The 16489-nt window shown below is 37.3% G+C and carries 17 protein-coding genes and 1 other annotated feature; of the genes, 3 read left to right on the forward strand and 14 right to left on the reverse strand.

Going from position 1 to position 16489, the window contains the following annotated elements; genetic code table 11:
• Nucleotides 1-8: 8 nt before the first annotated feature.
• The 11 genes from hisG to MHH66_RS19410 all read right to left on the reverse strand — a co-directional run bounded on the left by hisG (nt 9) and on the right by MHH66_RS19410 (nt 11625).
• The gene (gene hisG / locus MHH66_RS19360) at nt 9-644 is read right to left on the reverse strand and encodes an ATP phosphoribosyltransferase (RefSeq protein WP_033708301.1); all 636 of its coding nucleotides are present in this window, start codon (nt 642-644) and stop codon (nt 9-11) included.
• Nucleotides 620-1882, reverse strand: a complete 1263-nt coding sequence (locus MHH66_RS19365) for an ATP phosphoribosyltransferase regulatory subunit (RefSeq protein ID WP_078184169.1) — start codon at nt 1880-1882, stop codon at nt 620-622. Before MHH66_RS19365 ends, hisG begins: the two co-directional genes overlap by 25 nt.
• Before the next feature lie 310 nt (nt 1883-2192).
• On the reverse strand, nt 2193-2774 hold the full coding sequence (gene leuD, locus MHH66_RS19370; RefSeq protein ID WP_002126281.1) for a 3-isopropylmalate dehydratase small subunit: 582 nt from the start codon (nt 2772-2774) through the stop codon (nt 2193-2195).
• On the reverse strand, nt 2752-4146 hold the full coding sequence (leuC, locus tag MHH66_RS19375) for a 3-isopropylmalate dehydratase large subunit (protein ID WP_002011716.1): 1395 nt from the start codon (nt 4144-4146) through the stop codon (nt 2752-2754). The genes leuD and leuC overlap by 23 nt, the downstream gene beginning before the upstream one ends.
• Nucleotides 4146-5210: a 3-isopropylmalate dehydrogenase gene (gene leuB / locus MHH66_RS19380; RefSeq protein WP_078184168.1), complete on the reverse strand. Its 1065-nt coding sequence runs from the start codon at nt 5208-5210 to the stop codon at nt 4146-4148. Before leuB ends, leuC begins: the two co-directional genes overlap by 1 nt.
• Nucleotides 5211-5288: 78 nt before the next feature.
• On the reverse strand, nt 5289-6809 hold the full coding sequence (gene leuA / locus MHH66_RS19385; RefSeq protein WP_002064438.1) for a 2-isopropylmalate synthase: 1521 nt from the start codon (nt 6807-6809) through the stop codon (nt 5289-5291).
• Between the two features lies 1 nt (nt 6810).
• Entirely contained in the window at nt 6811-7827 is a 1017-nt protein-coding gene (gene ilvC / locus MHH66_RS19390; RefSeq protein WP_078184167.1) for a ketol-acid reductoisomerase, read from the reverse strand.
• A gap of 21 nt (nt 7828-7848) precedes the next feature.
• Nucleotides 7849-8358, reverse strand: coding sequence for an acetolactate synthase small subunit (gene ilvN / locus MHH66_RS19395; protein ID WP_000822948.1), 510 nt, complete (start codon nt 8356-8358; stop codon nt 7849-7851).
• Nucleotides 8355-10055, reverse strand: a complete 1701-nt coding sequence (gene ilvB, locus MHH66_RS19400; RefSeq protein ID WP_002168823.1) for an acetolactate synthase large subunit — start codon at nt 10053-10055, stop codon at nt 8355-8357. The genes ilvN and ilvB overlap by 4 nt, the downstream gene beginning before the upstream one ends.
• A 72-nt stretch (nt 10056-10127) precedes the next feature.
• Nucleotides 10128-10356, reverse strand: a binding site (T-box leader).
• A gap of 15 nt (nt 10357-10371) precedes the next feature.
• The gene (ilvE, locus tag MHH66_RS19405) at nt 10372-11268 is read right to left on the reverse strand and encodes a branched-chain-amino-acid transaminase (RefSeq protein WP_002011723.1); all 897 of its coding nucleotides are present in this window, start codon (nt 11266-11268) and stop codon (nt 10372-10374) included.
• Nucleotides 11269-11409: 141 nt separating this feature from the next.
• Nucleotides 11410-11625, reverse strand: coding sequence for a hypothetical protein (locus MHH66_RS19410; RefSeq protein ID WP_078184166.1), 216 nt, complete (start codon nt 11623-11625; stop codon nt 11410-11412).
• A gap of 59 nt (nt 11626-11684) precedes the next feature.
• Between MHH66_RS19410 and MHH66_RS19415 the strand changes: the two genes are divergently transcribed.
• Nucleotides 11685-11924 (forward strand): DUF3911 family protein, encoded by a 240-nt coding sequence (locus tag MHH66_RS19415; RefSeq protein WP_002011724.1) that lies wholly within the window; start codon nt 11685-11687, stop codon nt 11922-11924.
• Nucleotides 11925-12010: 86 nt separating this feature from the next.
• The gene (locus MHH66_RS19420; protein WP_002011725.1) at nt 12011-12250 is read left to right on the forward strand and encodes a YkuS family protein; all 240 of its coding nucleotides are present in this window, start codon (nt 12011-12013) and stop codon (nt 12248-12250) included.
• Between the two features lie 428 nt (nt 12251-12678).
• On the opposite strand, the gene MHH66_RS19425 is transcribed toward MHH66_RS19420, so the two are convergent.
• Entirely contained in the window at nt 12679-12768 is a 90-nt protein-coding gene (locus MHH66_RS19425; protein ID WP_000608225.1) for a hypothetical protein, read from the reverse strand.
• Nucleotides 12769-12876: 108 nt separating this feature from the next.
• Nucleotides 12877-13284, reverse strand: coding sequence for a GerW family sporulation protein (ytfJ, locus tag MHH66_RS19430; protein ID WP_002168824.1), 408 nt, complete (start codon nt 13282-13284; stop codon nt 12877-12879).
• Nucleotides 13285-13591: 307 nt separating this feature from the next.
• Here ytfJ and MHH66_RS19435 point away from each other — a divergent pair, with 307 nt between their 5' ends.
• Complete coding sequence (locus tag MHH66_RS19435; protein ID WP_002011728.1) at nt 13592-13966, forward strand: hypothetical protein; 375 nt, start codon at nt 13592-13594, stop codon at nt 13964-13966.
• Between the two features lie 34 nt (nt 13967-14000).
• Here the strand turns inward: MHH66_RS19435 and MHH66_RS19440 are convergent, their stop codons facing one another.
• Nucleotides 14001-15344, reverse strand: coding sequence for a TrkH family potassium uptake protein (locus MHH66_RS19440; RefSeq protein ID WP_002168825.1), 1344 nt, complete (start codon nt 15342-15344; stop codon nt 14001-14003).
• Nucleotides 15345-16489: the final 1145 nt, after the last annotated feature.

A 16489-nucleotide genomic window follows, 5' to 3' on the forward strand; every position in this document is an offset into this window, starting at 1 on the left:
AAGTCCCCCTATTTCCCTGACAAAATTTCTTGTTCCATCATATTTATAATACAGAATATTTCGTCTTTTTTAGTTTTCAATGCAGCCTTATTCACAATCATTCGAGCTGATATAGAGCACATTTCCTCAAATACAATTAACCCGTTTTCTTGTAATGTTTTTCCTGTTTCAACAATATCAACAATGGCATCTGCCAAACCTAGAAGTGGAGCAATCTCTACAGATCCTTCTATTTTAATAATTTCTACATCCTCCCCTTTATCATGAAAATATGTAGAAGTAATGTGCGGATATTTCGTAGCAATTCGTTTTTTTCGATAACTCTTCGGATTATACGTAGGAATAGAAGCGACACAAAATTTACACACGCCCACTCCTAAATCGACCATCTCATATATATCTTTCTCAAATTCCATTAATATATCTTTTCCAACGACTCCAATATCAGCTACGCCATGTTCTACATAAGTAGCAACATCTACCGCTTTCACTAAAATAAATGAAATGTTTGTGTTTTTACTTTTAAACACAAGTTTTCTTCCTTTATCTTTGAGCTCCGAACAATCAATTCCAATTTTTTCAAACAGTGGAATAACATGCTTTTCTAATCTTCCTTTCGTTAACGCAATTTGAATGTTACGCATGAAGCCTCCCCTTCTTTCTGGATGATCCATTTCTCTCTCCATACATATTCCACTAGTGACTCACTCTTCGCCTCAACGACTGTCATTATTTTATTCTTGTTTGCAAATTGAAAAGTATCGTTTAAATTAGAGAATAAAGATAACTGGGCATTTTCCCCGTCCTTTTGCAGTAAATTTCGTAACCTTTCCGCTTCTGCTAATCTATTTAACTCATAATGAATCATAATATCTATTCTCTTTCGTTTATATGGTTCTTGCTGCTCTTGAAGTGCCTTAACTATTTGATTTACTTGCACCGCGAGCCCAACCGCTGGCATCATCTCTCCAAAATTTCCAATTAACTCATCATATCTTCCGCCACTAACAATCTCTTCTCCAATTTCATATATATACCCTTTGAAAATAACACCCGTATAATAATCCAAATGTTGAACCATACCTAAATCAATTGATATGTAAGAGCCATATCCTAACTGTTCAATTGTTTCATATATTTCTTTCACTCTCGCAATGGCCATTTTCATTTCATTACTTGAGGCGAGTTTTTCTGCTTCCTCAACAACATCTAAACTCCCGAATAACCTTGGTAGTTTCTCAAGTAACCTTACTGTTTCATCACACCGATTTAATTTCTTTTCTTCTATAAAGTTTGAGAGTCCGGCATAATTTTTACTTTCAATATACGTTCTAAGTAACTTCTCTTCTTCATCATTAATGGGGAGCTTTTTTACGATACATTTATATAACTGCACTTGCCCAATCTCAATTGTGAAAGATTGTACCTTTAATTTTTGAAGTGCTTGAATTACGCTTATCACACATTCAATTTCAGCCCTTACATTTTCAATCCCGATAATTTCAATACCACTTTGTACTATTTCATTATATTTCCCAGTAAGGGACTCATTCGCCCGAAATACATTCCCGCTATAAGTTACTTTAAGAGGAATATCCCCTCTCTGTGTTCCAATTACTCTTGCTAAAGGAATTGTCATATCTGGGCGTAAAACGATAATCCGTCCTTTTTCATCGAAAAATTTATACATCTTTTCTTCATCTATCGGCCTGTTTTGAAATGCAAAAACATCATAAAATTCAATTGTAGGTGTCCTTATTTCTTCATAACCTCTCTCTAAAAAGGTCCGTCTTAATTTTTGTTCCACTTCTTCAATTAACGTACATTCTTCGAATAAGTAATCTCTCGTTCCATTCGGATTTGCCCGTTTCCACTTTGTCATCTGAATTCACACACCCTTCCCTCTTTAATTTATGCCCATTCCATCCACCCAAACCGAAAATAAAAAGAGCCTTGTAGACAAAATACCTACAAGGCTCTTTAGTAGAGTGTAGGTACAACGGGAATAACCCTTGTGCCTACACGTTTTCACGTTAGGTTCAAGGGTTTCATGTATGATGATGTAATTTTGTAAGCATTTTAATAGATTGCACGATATTCATAATACTTACTCCCTTTCTCCTCTGATTTTTTTACATATTATATAACAGTTAATTCTGAATGTAAATACATTTCGAATATTCTACTTTTAGTTAGTGTGAAGCTACTTTTCTTTCATACTCTTCAATTTCTTGTTCATATTGCATTGTAATGCTGATTTCATCTAGACCATTTAATAATTTTTCTTTCCACATTTTCTCGATTGTAAAATGAAACCTGTGCGTATTCGTAATAATTACTTCATTCTCTAAATCAACTTCCATTTGATCTCTCGCATTCGTTTTGGCAAGTTGTTCACGCATCTCTTTATCCATTACAATCGGTAACATACCATTCTTCATACAATTCATATAAAAAATATCTGCAAATCCTCCGGCGATAATAACGCGGAAACCATAATCCGCAAGCGCCCACGGAGCATGTTCTCTTGAAGAACCACATCCAAAATTATCACCTGTAATTAATATACTTGCTCCTTTTCGTTCTTGTGCATTAAGGGGGAAATTAGGATTTTCATGGCGCTCATTATCGTAACGCCACTCATCAAATAAATATTTTCCAAATCCCGTCCTTTCAATTCTCTTCAAATATTGCTTCGGAATAATTTGATCTGTATCAATATTATCATTCATAAGTACTGCGGCAGTACCTTTATGAATATGAAATGGTTCCATCGTAACTCTCCTTTCTAATATCAACAAAATGACCATATAACGCAGCTGCTGCAGCCATAGCTGGACTTACTAAATGTGTTCGTGCTCCTTTCCCTTGCCTTCCTTCAAAATTACGATTTGAAGTAGAAGCACAATGTTCTCCTTCAGGTACTTGATCTGGATTCATCCCAAGACACATTGAACATCCAGGCTCTCTCCATTCAAATCCCGCTTCTTCAAATATGCGATGTAAGCCTTTTTGCATCGCCCGCTCTCTCACACTTTTTGATCCTGGTACAACGAGTGCTCGCACACCTTCTTTTACCTTTTTCCCTTTTACAACAGATGCAGCAATTTCTAAGTCAGATAAACGTGAATTTGTACAAGAACCAATGAAGACATGCTTAACAGGAATTTCAAACGTACTTTGCCCAGGGCTCAATCCCATATATGAAAATGCTCTTTCATCATTTTCGTTATGCTTCTCTGGTAATTTTTCATCAATAGGAACACCCATACTAGGATTTGTTCCCCAAGTGACATACGGTGCTAAATCCGTAACATCTACCGAAATATGTAAATCATAAATTGCATCTGAATCTGTATAAAGCTCCGACCATTTTCCCGTAAACGTTTCATAGTCTTTCGGTGCATATTCACGCCCTTTTACATAAGAAAATGTTTTCTCATCTGGTGCAATGATGCCCGCCTTCGCTCCCCCTTCAATTGCCATATTGCAAAGTGTCATTCTCTCTTCCATACCCATATCACGAATCGTCTCTCCGTAGAATTCCATTACATGCCCCGTTCCAACCGCTACACCGTACTTTGAGAGAAGATGCAAAATAATATCCTTTGCATAAACGCCTTTCGGTAACTTTCCTTTTAATTCAATCCCCATCGCTTTCGGTTTTCGTTGCCACAACGTTTGAGTTGCTAATACATGTTCTACTTCACTCGTACCAATACCAAACGCTAAAGCACCGAAAGCACCGTGGGTTGCTGTATGGCTATCACCGCATACAATCGTTTTCCCCGGTTGTGTGAGCCCAAGTTCTGGTCCTATAACGTGAACGATTCCTTGCTCTTCATCACCAATATCGGCTAATCGCACCTTAAATTGTTTACAATTGTCACGAAGTGTATCCAATTGCTGCTTCGCAATGCGATCGGTAATATTCCAAACATCTTTCGTTGGAATATTATGATCCATCGTTGCAAACGTTAATTCCGGTCTCCGAACAGTTCGATTTGCAAGCCGCAAGCCTTCAAAGGCTTGCGGTGACGTTACTTCATGAACGAGATGAAGATCGATATATAATAAATCCAATCCATTTTCATTCGTTACAACTACATGTCTTTCCCAAAGCTTATCTAGTAACCTTTTCCCCATTATCTTCTTCTCCCTACTAGTGCCTGCTCTTCCATTTCTTGAATAACTGCCCTCGTAAATGAAGTTGTCGTCTCATTCCCCCCAATATCAGCTGTACATTTCCCAGATTGAAGAACTGCAGAAATTGCCTCTTCAATCGCATACCCTTCTCTCGTTAATCCAAATGATTGCCCAAGCATCATCGCTACTGAACGCATCATCGCAATTGGATTCGCTTTATTTTTACCTGCAATATCTGGCGCTGACCCGTGAATAGGCTCATATAAAGACGGCCCGTTTTCCGCATGGCTCGCTGATGGAAGCATTCCTAATGACCCTGCTAATACAGAAGCCTCGTCGCTCAAAATATCACCAAATAAATTTTCTGTTACGATAACGTCAAATCTCCTTGGGTTTCGAATTAACTCCATAGCAGCTGCATCTACTAAAATGTGCTCTAATTCAACATTAGGATAACGAAGAGCTACTTCTTCCGTAACAGCTCTCCACAATTTACTAGATTCTAAAACATTCGCTTTATCAATAGAGGTTACTTTTTTCTCTCTCTTACTCGCTAATTGAAAAGCATACGACACGATACGTTCAATTTCATGACGATGGTACGTAAGTGTATCAGTTGCCGATTCTTCCGTTCTTTCTTTCGGATAAGAGAAATAAATACCGCCTGTTAGTTCACGAACGACAACGAAGTCAATTTCATCTGCGTTTTTTAATGGCGATAAATGTGCAGTTGCGCTTTCTACTGTTACAGGACGAACGTTCGCAAATACACCAAGTCCTTTTCTTAAAGCTAATAATCCTTTCTCTGGCCTTTCTTTCGCATCATCCCACCGCGGTCCACCAACCGCTCCAAGTAAAACCGCATCACTCGCTAAACAAGCGGCAAGTGTTCGCTGTGGTAATGGTTGCCCATTTAAATCGATAGCCGCTCCGCCAAAGTACTCATCTTGTAAATGAAAGTGATGTCCATATAGCCTCTCTACCATATGCAATACTTCCTTCGCGCTTTCCATAATTTCCGGACCAACACCATCACCCGCTAAACAAACAATACGTTTTTCCAATTAAAACACCCCTTTTTATCTGAATTTTCAGAAATATATTTTGGTAAGTAAGGGACGATCCCCTCACTTATCAAACAGTTACTTCACAAGAGTAATAAAAGATTTTAATTTTCCGGCCGCATGAACATACGCTCTCGCCGATGCTTCTAATACGTCTTGCGCAACACCAAAACCTGATACTTGATGAGTTCCTTCTTTTAATTCAACATGAACATGTGCAAGTGCATCTTGACCTTGCGTTATAGATTGTATGCGATAATCCGCTAAGTCACATTCTAATCCTAAAATTCTTTGAATTGCATTATAGATCGCTTCAATACTTCCAGAACCAGTTGCTGCATCTTCGTACATATTTCCTTCCTCATCTTTTAGTACAACCGTTGCACACTGTGTACTATTTGATACGAAATGTACTTGCAATTGAGTAATGCTATATTGCTGGGCCGCAAATGCTGCTTCACCAAGCATAAGCGCACGTAAATCTTCTTCTGTAATTTCTTTTTTACGGTCAGCCAAGTTTTTAAATGCTTCAAACACCACATCTCGTTCTTCTTTTGTAAACTCATAACCAAGTTCTTTCATTTTTTCAGTAAACGCATGGCGCCCGGAATGCTTTCCTAATACAAATAAATTTTGTGACTCTCCAATCAGTGATGGTTCAATAATTTCATACGTCGTTACTTCTTTTAATACACCGTCTTGATGAATACCTGATTCGTGAGCAAAAGCATTTGCTCCAACAATCGCCTTATTTTTCGGTACAACCATACCCGTTAACCGACTTACTAACGTACTCGTCGCTTTAATTTCTTTTAATGTCATAGAGGATTCTGCTTCATAGAAATCTTTTCTAATATGGAGAGCAACCGCGACTTCTTCTAGCGCCGCATTCCCCGCTCTTTCTCCAATTCCATTAATCGTTCCTTCTACTTGTAACGCTCCGCCTTCAACCGCAGCTAACGAATTCGCTACTGCCATCCCAAGATCATCGTGACAATGACAAGAGAAAATTGCTTTTTCATACGACGGAACGGATTCTTGTAAGTATTTAAAAAGAGAATAATATTCTTCTGGATTCGTATATCCAACTGTATCAGGAATATTGATTACATTCGCTCCTGCGCGAATCGCGACTTCTACTGCTTCCGCTAAAAATGCTCTCGATGTTCTTGTTGCATCTTCTGCTGAAAATTGAACTGTTGGAAATAGTGATTTCCCAAGCGTAACCGAGCGATGTATGCTATCTAATACATCTTCTTTTGACATACAAAGCTTATATTTCATATGAATGTCACTCGTAGCTAAAAATACGTGTAAACGAGGAGAGACAGCGCCTTTCACAGCTTCATAGGCTCTTCGAATATCACTTTCTTTCGCTCTAGCTAAACTCATAACCGTAGCATTTTGAATGGTATTTGCGATACGTTTTACCGATTGAAAATCACCTTCAGAAGCTGCTGCGAATCCAGCTTCCATTACATTAATACCAAGTCTCTCTAGTTGCCTCGCAATCTGTAATTTCTCTTGTTCATTTAAATTAACTCCTGGTGATTGTTCGCCATCACGTAGCGTCGTATCCATGAACAAAATTTGCTTCATATTATTTGATCCCTGCCTTTACTCGCGGCTGTACAAACGGCATCATTTCACGTAATTTACGTCCAACTACTTCGATTTCATGTTCATTTTCTTTTTCATTTGTCGCATGGAAATTTGGTTTTCCTGCTTTATGCTCTGCAATCCAGCCTCTTGCAAATGTACCATCTTGAATTTCTGCTAGCACTGCACCCATCGCTTTCTTCGTATCTTCCGTTACAACGCGTGGTCCTGATACGAAGTCGCCCCACTGCGCTGTATCTGAAACTGAATATCTCATATTTTCAAGTCCGCCTTCATACATAAGGTCAACGATTAGTTTTAGTTCATGTAAACATTCAAAATATGCAACTTCCGGTTGATAACCAGCATCAACTAACGTTTCAAACCCAGCTTTCACTAGCGCAGTCACTCCGCCGCAAAGTACAGCTTGCTCTCCAAATAAATCTGTTTCTGTTTCTTCTTTAAACGTTGTTTCTAATACACCTGCTCTCGTCGCCCCAATTCCATCTGCATATGAAAGTGCCTTTTCAGTCGCAACTCCTGTTGCATCTTGATATACTGCAAATAATGCAGGAACAGCTCCCCCTTCCGCAAACGTACGACGTACTAGATGTCCTGGACCTTTCGGTGCTACTAGAAATACATCTACATTAGCTGGCGGTTTTACTTGATCAAAGTGAACATTAAATCCATGCGCGAAAACGAGAGAATTACCGCCTTGTAAGTTTGGTGCAATTTCAGCTTCATATACTTCCGGCTGTAATTCATCAGGTAGTAGAATCATTACTACATCTGCTTTTTCTGCCGCTTCCGCTACTGTATATACAGAAAAACCGTCTTCTTTCGCCTTATCCCATGACTTCCCTTTCCTCAGTCCTACTACCACATCAAATCCGTTATCACGTAAGTTTTGCGCATGCGCATGGCCTTGCGATCCATATCCGATGATTGCTACTTTCTTTTCCTTTAATACATTTACCGTTACGTCTTTTTCATAATAAACTTTCGCCATTTTCATTTCCCCCTATTTTTTAAATAATTATTGAATTAACATAACTTGTTTATCTTGTTTTTTCATACTACGTGTAAATGCTGTTACACCTGTTCTAGCAATTTCTTTCAAACCATATGGACGAAGTAATTCAATTAACGCTTCTACTTTCTCCTGGGTACCTGTTACTTGCACCACTATGGAATCCTTCCCAACGTCTATTACAGCGGCTCGGAACGGTTCAATTAAACTATATAATTCTGCTCTTGCTACAGACGTTGCTACTTTAATAAGTGCAAGTTCTCTAGCGATCATCGCTTCTTCTGTAATATCTGATACTTTCAGTACATCAATTTGCTTATGAAGTTGTTTAATTAACTGCTCAACTTGCTGTTCATTTTCAACGTGTACAACAATCGTCATTCTCGAAATATCCGATGATTCCGTATGACCTACTGAAATACTTTCAATATTAAAATGTCTACGTGTCATAACACCTGTAATTCGATTTAACACACCGCTTTGATTTCGAACTGTCGCTGTTACAATTCTCTTCACCTTTTCTCCACTCCCTCCATTTGATGAACGCCTTTTCCTGGGGCAACCATCGGCATTACCTTTTCGGATTGAAGTACGCGGCAATCAATTACAACAGGCTCTCTTAACTCAATTGCATACTGTAATTGTTGCTTTGCAAGAAGTGGGTCTTCAATACGAACACCTTTTATGCCATAAGCATTGGCAAGCGCAACAAAATCTGGTTGGCATGAAAGTAAGGAGTGCGAATATCGCCCATTATAAAATTCCTCTTGCCATTGTCTTACCATTCCTAAAGCTTCATTATTTAAAATAAACACTTTAACTGGTAAAGAATGCTCTTTTAATACACTTAGTTCTTGCAGGGTCATTTGAAATCCCGCATCACCAACAATTGCAATAACTAGTTCTTCAGGCTTTGCGATTTGTGCACCTATTGCTGCTGGAAATCCGAAGCCCATTGTTCCTAAGCCTCCAGAAGTTACCCATTTATCTGGATTTTTCAGCGGATAATATTGAGCTGCCCACATTTGATGTTGCCCAACATCTGTCGTTACAATCGCTTCCCCTTTCGTAATTTCGTATAGCATATCAATTGCATATTGAGGCTTAATACATTCCGAATGCTCTTTGTAAGAAAGAGGGTATTTTTCTTTTCTACTATTCAATAATGAGAGCCAATCATTGTGATTTACTTCCCCTTCCTTAAAGTTGAGTAGAGCTTCTAATGCTTGCTTCGCACTCGCAACAATTGGAATTTCAGTCGGCACATTTTTTCCGATTTCTGCTGGATCAATATCTATATGTGCGACAATCGCTTCTTTAGCAAAATAAGCTAAATTTCCAGTAAGACGATCGTCAAATCTTGCTCCTATATTTATAAGTAGATCACATTCATATAACGCCATATTAGCCGTGTAAGAACCGTGCATTCCTCCCATCCCAAGAAATAATTTATCATCTGGCGGAAAACCACCAAGACCAAGTAAAGTATGAACAACAGGAATTTCATATTTACGAGCAAAGCTTGTTAATTCTTTCGATGCCTTCGCATGCAATACACCTGCTCCAGCTAAAATTAACGGTTTTTTTGAAGTCGCAATCGCTTGTAATAATTTGTTTATTTGTAGTAGATTCGGTTCGTAATTAGGCTGGTATCCTGGTAAATCCATTTGAACATCACTACATCGCTCACCTTTCTCTACTACCATATCTTTCGGAAGGTCAATTACGACTGGGCCTGGTCTTCCTGTTCTAGCGATATGAAATGCTTCTTTAATAATTCGGGGTAAATCCGATGCTTTTCGTACTTGATAATTATGTTTTGTCACCGGCATCGTAAGCCCCATAATATCAGCTTCTTGGAAAGCATCACTCCCGATTAACGTTGTTGCTACTTGCCCTGTAAATACAACAAGTGGCAATGAATCAATCATCGCGTCAGCTAGACCAGTAATAACATTTGTAGCACCCGGTCCACTTGTTGCAATTACCACTCCTGGATTGCCTGTAATTCTTGCATATCCTTCAGCAGCATGAATTGCACCTTGCTCATGCCTCGTTAAAATATGCGGAATTTCACAATCATAAAGCGCATCATATAGAGGTAAAACCGCACCACCTGGATAACCAAAAATCACCTCTACTCCTTCCTTTTCTAGCGCTTCTAACAATAGCTGTGCACCAGTTGCCAGTTTCTCTTCCGTTTTTGAAGACATTTTTCTTATAAGCCCCCTTTTTTAAACATTTATAAAATAAAAAAATCCTACGTCCACACTCCAGCTATGTGCTGAAGGGACGAAAGATTTCGCGGTACCACCCTTCTTTGCAAGATTACTCTTGCCTCAGTGACTCGGGATATGAGTCTAGCTAATAACGGAGCTACCGTCTAAGCCTAAACAAACGTTTCAGCTTAGCACTCAAGGGTGATGTTCGTCGACGTGAACCATCGGTTTCCAGCAACCACCGACTCTCTGTGAGGCTTCACAGTCAACTACTCCTCCCTATCAACGCTTTATCATGTCATAAGAGCTATTATCCAACTTTATTTTCTTCGTAAATTTTCTCTCCATCTTCTACAACTAATTTACGGAATTCTTCTAATAAACGATTCGTATGTGGCCCTGTTCTACCTAAACCAATCGTTCTTCCATCTACTGTCGTAACAGCAATTACTTCAGCAGCTGTTCCTGTTAAAAACACTTCATCAGCTACATATACATCATGCCTTGTAAATAATTCTTCTCTTACGTCATATCCAAGTTTTTCGCCGATTTCTAAAATCGCGTTTCGTGTAATACCTTCTAACGCTCCAGCAGAACTTGGTGGTGTAATTAATTTATTTCCCTTCACAATAAATACATTATCTCCAGAGCCTTCAGCTACATATCCTTGGTCATTTAACATAAGTGCTTCTTGTACTCCAGCTAATTTCGCCTCAATGCGAACTAAAATATTATTTAAGTAATTTAAAGATTTTACTTGAGGCGATAAAACATCCGGGCGATTGCGACGCGTTGCAACTGTTATAATCGGAATCCCTTTTTCATAATATTCTTGTGGAAATAAAGATAATTGCTCTGCAATTACTACTACATTTGGTTTCGTACAAGAATCGGGATCTAATCCCAAGTTCCCAGGTCCTCTTGATACAACGAGGCGGATATATCCATTAGATAGTTTGTTTTGTCGAATCGTTTCAACAACGATTTTCGTTGCTTCTTCTAACGTATATGGAATTTCTAACATGATGGATTTCGCTGATTCATATAACCGGACAAGATGCTCTCTCAAACGGAAAACATTACCGCTATATACCCTAATTCCTTCGAACACTCCATCGCCATATAAATAGCCATGATCATATACTGAAACCTTTGCTTCGTCTTTTGGAACAAATTCTCCATTTAAGAAAATCCACTGCTCGTTCACTTGAAAGCGCCCCCTATGTTCTATGAGTTTTTTATTGTTTCCTAGTCTACTCTCCTTTTCAAATAAATCAAGTGAATTTTTAGAAAATTTTTAATTTTTAATCGTACGTACATCTTTGTTCATATTGATTTAATAACATTGTTAACGTTTACAAAAAGTCAAAAAATTTTTTTCGTCAAATTCTACTAAAAAAAATATTTGTTTAAAAGAAGGGTTTTCGCCAATTGATACGAATCTATTGTATTCAATAAACGGACGTCCGATTTTATAAATCCGGGAATATACAACGACTTTTGGTGAAAAAGGGGGAAAATAACAAAAATAACGCTGTCTAAAAATAACATTCATATTTTTCATTTAGTAATCATAATCCTATTTTTAAAAAACAATTTGTCAAATTGAAGGAGGAAATAACAATGGCGTGTGTACAAATTAAAGGAACGAGACAAGAGGTAGTAGAAATGCTACAACTATTTGATCTAATGGATACGAAAGGATTTTGTAAATTCGATAATTACGTTGAAGTAGAACCAAATAGTAGGAAACATAACAACTACACAGCTTCAATCGATATTCAGTCTAATAACAGTTCAGCACAAGATACATTAAATGATCAATTCGTTAGTCAAATGCTTACTGGTGTATATAACGACTAAACAAATATTCTCTTCCTACCATCTTTTCATAAATATATGCTATGGACTTGAGCATACTAGCAACTAGATGGTAGGAGGTGAAAATTATGGCTAGAATTGGTGTTGAGAACTCTTTAACAGATGTTCAACAAGCTCTTCAGCAACAAGGACATGAAGTCGTTTCACTTAACTCTGAAAATGATGCACATGGGTGTGATTGTTGCGTTGTAACCGGGCAAGATTCTAATATGATGGGCATTGCAGATACATCGATAAAAGGATCTGTAATTAAAGCACATGGTTTAACAACAGATGAAATTTGTCAGCAAGTTGAAAACCGCACTTAATCATTTTTATCACATTATTTGTGAGCTAACATGTAAAGGGAATGGAATGGTCCCACTGATTATAGTTTCAATTTATTTATAGAAAGAGGGCTCCTTTTCAAAAGGAGCCCTCTTTTTTATATTCACCTAACGGGAAAGTAACATATACTGGATGAAAGCCCTACCTCTCTCTCATCATTACGGTTCCACTGACCGCTCCTTGATTCACTAGTATACATATAAAGCTTACATATACAATTTATAGGGTTTGTTCACAAAAGTTGTTGGTAAGACTACCCGATCTTTCGCAAACTTTTCGTATTATATTCATAAGATTTATTTACTTTACACTAGCTTTAACCGAGACACGAATTAAAATTTTAACACCAATACAATAACTTGTCAACATTTTTTACAAATTAAAAACAGACATTAACGGTTTGTCTGTTTTAGAATGGAGCTTTTTCTTTTATTACATATACAACAAAACCGCTTACTAACATACATAAGCCAACTACTAAGTTTTTGATATTAATCATAAATTCCTCTCCCTTATTCCACACATCATATATATTTACAGTTCAATTATTCCGATCGTCCTAAAGCGCACTTTTTCTAATATATCATAATTCCTAAAAAATGCAAGTTCACTTTTGGCGACCATTCACAAATTTATCCACAGTGCTTGGCACAGTATTTAACGCTTTTTCAATTAAATGTGTACTACTATTGAGATGCAACACTTGCACACCGTTAGAACCAACTACTAAAAAAGCAACTGGGCTAATAGAAACCCCAGCCCCGCTTCCGCCTCCGAATGGATGACTTTGCTTGTTCTCTTTATGCTGCCCTTGTCCGCTGTTATGTTTTTCGGAAATAAAATCACCTTTAAAGTCACTTCCACCAGCTCCAAAACCAAAAGCCACTTGAGATACTGTTAATACTACATTTCCGTCAGCTGTTGAAACTGGACTTCCAACAATCGTATTTACATCTACCATCTCTTTTAAATTTGTCATTGCTGTTTTCATTAAATTTTCAATTGGATGTTCCATTATGTACTACACCCTTTCCTCATTATTCTTTTTTATACTTTCCAAAATAGAGGAAGTCATACTAAGTTTTCCTATTTTGAAAAAACATTTTCCACTTTCCAATTGGATATTACTCCCTTTACAAGTTCGGATAAAGTGAAACTTTAATCAGTGGAGGCTTTGTTCATCCCCCACTGATTATTAGCCCACACCAATCGGGCGTTCACGAGCCGCAGGGCTCCAGCCAAATTTTGAGGTGGGAGTCTTACTGCTCGCAAATAGCGGGATAAAAACAGTAAAGAGAAACATACTACTATTGAACCTTGTTATGAAAGGAGTCCTTACTTTGACTGAGAAATTTGATGAATATAAAAAAAGAGATCGAATAGATAGTGATTATAAAGAAGAATACGCAGCTGAAGTTGCACCACAGCGTATCGATTATGATGATAAAGATAACGATGATGTAAGATCGTCTGCAGCTGGATCGACTGCTGGTTTCATTGCTCTTGCCTTAGCAATATTATCATTATTCACATTCCCAACACTATTTGGTCTTGTGTCTGTTCTACTTGGTATTTACGCTTATAATCGCGGGGCTACTGTAACTGGCGGTACCGCTGCCATTGTGGGTGGTATCGCTGCACTCATTGCGATTTTATTCCGAGTGGCGCTTATTGGTTTATTGTTCTCTCTTTTTTAAAAAGAAAAAGGTATCTCGCTTTATGCGGGATACCTTATCCTGTAAATACATCTTCTGATGGATATTTAATTTTTTGTTTTGCTGGTCGTGCCAAAGAGAACACAAGTGTTAACGGTCCGATTAATCCACAAAACATAACAAACATAATAATACATTTTCCAAACGCTGATAGCTTCGCAGTAATCCCCATTGTTAACCCTACTGTACCAAACGCTGAAATTGTCTCAAATAATAACTGAATAAAACTGAAGTCTTCTGTAAGCATTAATACAAATACCGCTGTAAAAATAAGTATTTGACTAGCAACGACAATTGCTAACGCTCTCGTTACTGTCGACATTTTAATCGTACGCTGAAACAAAACAAAATCCTCTTTCTTTCTAAAGAAAGAAAGAACTGATGTAATTAAAATAACGAATGTCGTTAACTTAATTCCACCGCCTGTCGATACACTTCCCGCACCAATAAACATTAATACCATCGTAAATAGTATCGATGACTCTTCCATCCCCCCATAATCTACCGTGTTAAAACCGGCTGTACGAGGTGTAATTCCTTGGAAGAACGAAGCCCATAACTTTTCATTTAAAGATAAGTGCCCCAAAGTCTTCACATTATTATATTCCAATACAAAAATCACAAGCATCGCAATAACATTAAGTGCTATCGTTCCAACAATCATGATTTTGGAGTGCAGTGATAATTTTCGGAAACTACGGCTATACCATATATCAATTAATACCGTAAACCCTAACCCTCCTATTACAATTAAAGAACAAATCCCAATATTAATAATAGGATCTCCTACGTATCTTGTTAAATTATCTGGCCAAAGCGCAAAGCCGGCATTATTATATGACGCAATAACGTGAAAAATACTATAGTATAAACCTTTTCCAAAACCAAACTCTGGAATAAAGCGAATCGATAAAAAGATAACTCCAATTAGCTCAATACAAATAGAAAAAATAAAAACACGTTTTACTAATTTCACAAGACCACCAATATTTGTTTGATTAAATGCTTCTCCAATTAATAATCGGTGGCGTAAACCAATTTTTTTCCCTAATACCCAAACAATTAAAATGGCTATCGTCATAAGACCGAGACCACCCGTTTGAATTAAAAACATAATAACAATTTCACCAAACATCGTAAACGTACTCGCAGTATCTACAACACCTAAACCGGTTACAGTCGCTGCCGACGTAGCTGTAAAGAAAGCATCTACCCAACTAATATGTACTTTCGTTGCAAACGGTAACTTTAATAACAATCCTCCGACCACAATTAAACAAAAAAAGCCTAATGCTAAAATTTGTGGTGGATTCAATCGTATAAAACGATTATACAACCCTTGTTTTTTTGCTACTTCCATATCACTAACTCCCTTTATCAAGTGAAGCTTTTATCCCCTCATAAATAAAGACTCTTTAAGAGCCTACAAGTAGCGGGATAAACCTTATATTCTCATAATATAGTTGAGCATAATCCTTTTTTTCATAGATTTCAACTTTTATTTATATTCAGACTCCTATCGTTTTACAAAAGAATATTTTCTATTATATCTCCACTTATACTATAACTCTTACAACAACTATTTTATCCCTTTTCAAATTCCCATATCTTTCACTCCAAGTTCACACGAGGGTCACATCTACCTTTTATAGTATATGTATCGGAGCTGTTCCTCCCTAATTTATAAGACATTCCCCAGTGTCTTGAACAGCTTTCCATCCCTAATTAAATTGACATAAATTGTCCCCTTCCTTGACCATCCTATATGTGATGGTCTTATTTTTTTATTCTTTCTATCTTTTATTTGAAACTCCCTCTCTCTTTCACTCCATGTTCACACGAGGATCACATCCACCTTTTATAGTATATGTATCGAAGCTGTTCCTCCCTAATTTATAAGACATTCCCCAGTGTCTTTGAATAGCTTCCATCCCTAATTAAATTGACATAAATTGTCCCCTTCCCTTGACCATCATATATGTGATGGTCTTATTTTTTTATTCTTTCTATCTTTTATTTGAAACTCCCTCTCTCTTTCACTCCATGTTCACACGAGGATCACATCTACCTTTTATAGTATACGTATCGGAGCTGTTCCTCCCTAATTTATAAGACATTCCCCAGTGTCTTGAACAGCTTTCCATCCCTAATTAAATTGACATAAATTGTCCCCTTCCTTTGACCATCCTATATGTGATGGTCTTATTTTTTTATTCTCTCTTTCTTCTTACTTAAAACTCCCTCTCTCTTTCACTCTATGTTCACATCTATCTTTTATAGTATATGTATCGAAGCTGTTCTTCCCTAATTTATAAGACATTCCCCAGTGTCTTTGAATAGCTTCCATCCCTAATTAAATTGATATAAATTGTCCGCTTCCCTAGGCCATCATGTGATGGTCTATTTTTTTTCCAAATACATAAATGTATTCTTTCCACATATTTCAGCAAAACTGGACTATATACATTGAAACAGACAATTTTATACCGAATATCCAGAAAATAT

This window comes from Bacillus sp. FSL H8-0492, from assembly GCF_038006145.1.
In the GTDB taxonomy this organism is placed as follows: Bacteria; Bacillota; Bacilli; order Bacillales; family Bacillaceae_G; genus Bacillus_A; species Bacillus_A mycoides.

What these genes read in the sequence shown, in the direction of transcription:
- hisG (WP_033708301.1), bottom strand. Translation starts at nt 644, where the DNA reads ATGCGTAACATTCAAATTGCGTTAACGAAAGGAAGATTAGAAAAGCAT.
- MHH66_RS19365 (WP_078184169.1), bottom strand. Translation starts at nt 1,882, where the DNA reads ATGACAAAGTGGAAACGGGCAAATCCGAATGGAACGAGAGATTACTTA.
- leuD (WP_002126281.1), bottom strand. Translation starts at nt 2,774, where the DNA reads ATGGAACCATTTCATATTCATAAAGGTACTGCCGCAGTACTTATGAAT.
- leuC (WP_002011716.1), bottom strand. Translation starts at nt 4,146, where the DNA reads ATGGGGAAAAGGTTACTAGATAAGCTTTGGGAAAGACATGTAGTTGTA.
- leuA (WP_002064438.1), bottom strand. Translation starts at nt 6,809, where the DNA reads ATGAAGCAAATTTTGTTCATGGATACGACGCTACGTGATGGCGAACAA.
- ilvC (WP_078184167.1), bottom strand. Translation starts at nt 7,827, where the DNA reads ATGAAAATGGCGAAAGTTTATTATGAAAAAGACGTAACGGTAAATGTA.
- ilvB (WP_002168823.1), bottom strand. Translation starts at nt 10,055, where the DNA reads ATGTCTTCAAAAACGGAAGAGAAACTGGCAACTGGTGCACAGCTATTG.
- MHH66_RS19410 (WP_078184166.1), bottom strand. Translation starts at nt 11,625, where the DNA reads ATGAAAAATATGAATGTTATTTTTAGACAGCGTTATTTTTGTTATTTT.
- MHH66_RS19415 (WP_002011724.1), top strand. Translation starts at nt 11,685, where the DNA reads ATGGCGTGTGTACAAATTAAAGGAACGAGACAAGAGGTAGTAGAAATG.
- MHH66_RS19420 (WP_002011725.1), top strand. Translation starts at nt 12,011, where the DNA reads ATGGCTAGAATTGGTGTTGAGAACTCTTTAACAGATGTTCAACAAGCT.
- MHH66_RS19425 (WP_000608225.1), bottom strand. Translation starts at nt 12,768, where the DNA reads ATGATTAATATCAAAAACTTAGTAGTTGGCTTATGTATGTTAGTAAGC.
- ytfJ (WP_002168824.1), bottom strand. Translation starts at nt 13,284, where the DNA reads ATGGAACATCCAATTGAAAATTTAATGAAAACAGCAATGACAAATTTA.
- MHH66_RS19435 (WP_002011728.1), top strand. Translation starts at nt 13,592, where the DNA reads ATGAAAGGAGTCCTTACTTTGACTGAGAAATTTGATGAATATAAAAAA.
- MHH66_RS19440 (WP_002168825.1), bottom strand. Translation starts at nt 15,344, where the DNA reads ATGGAAGTAGCAAAAAAACAAGGGTTGTATAATCGTTTTATACGATTG.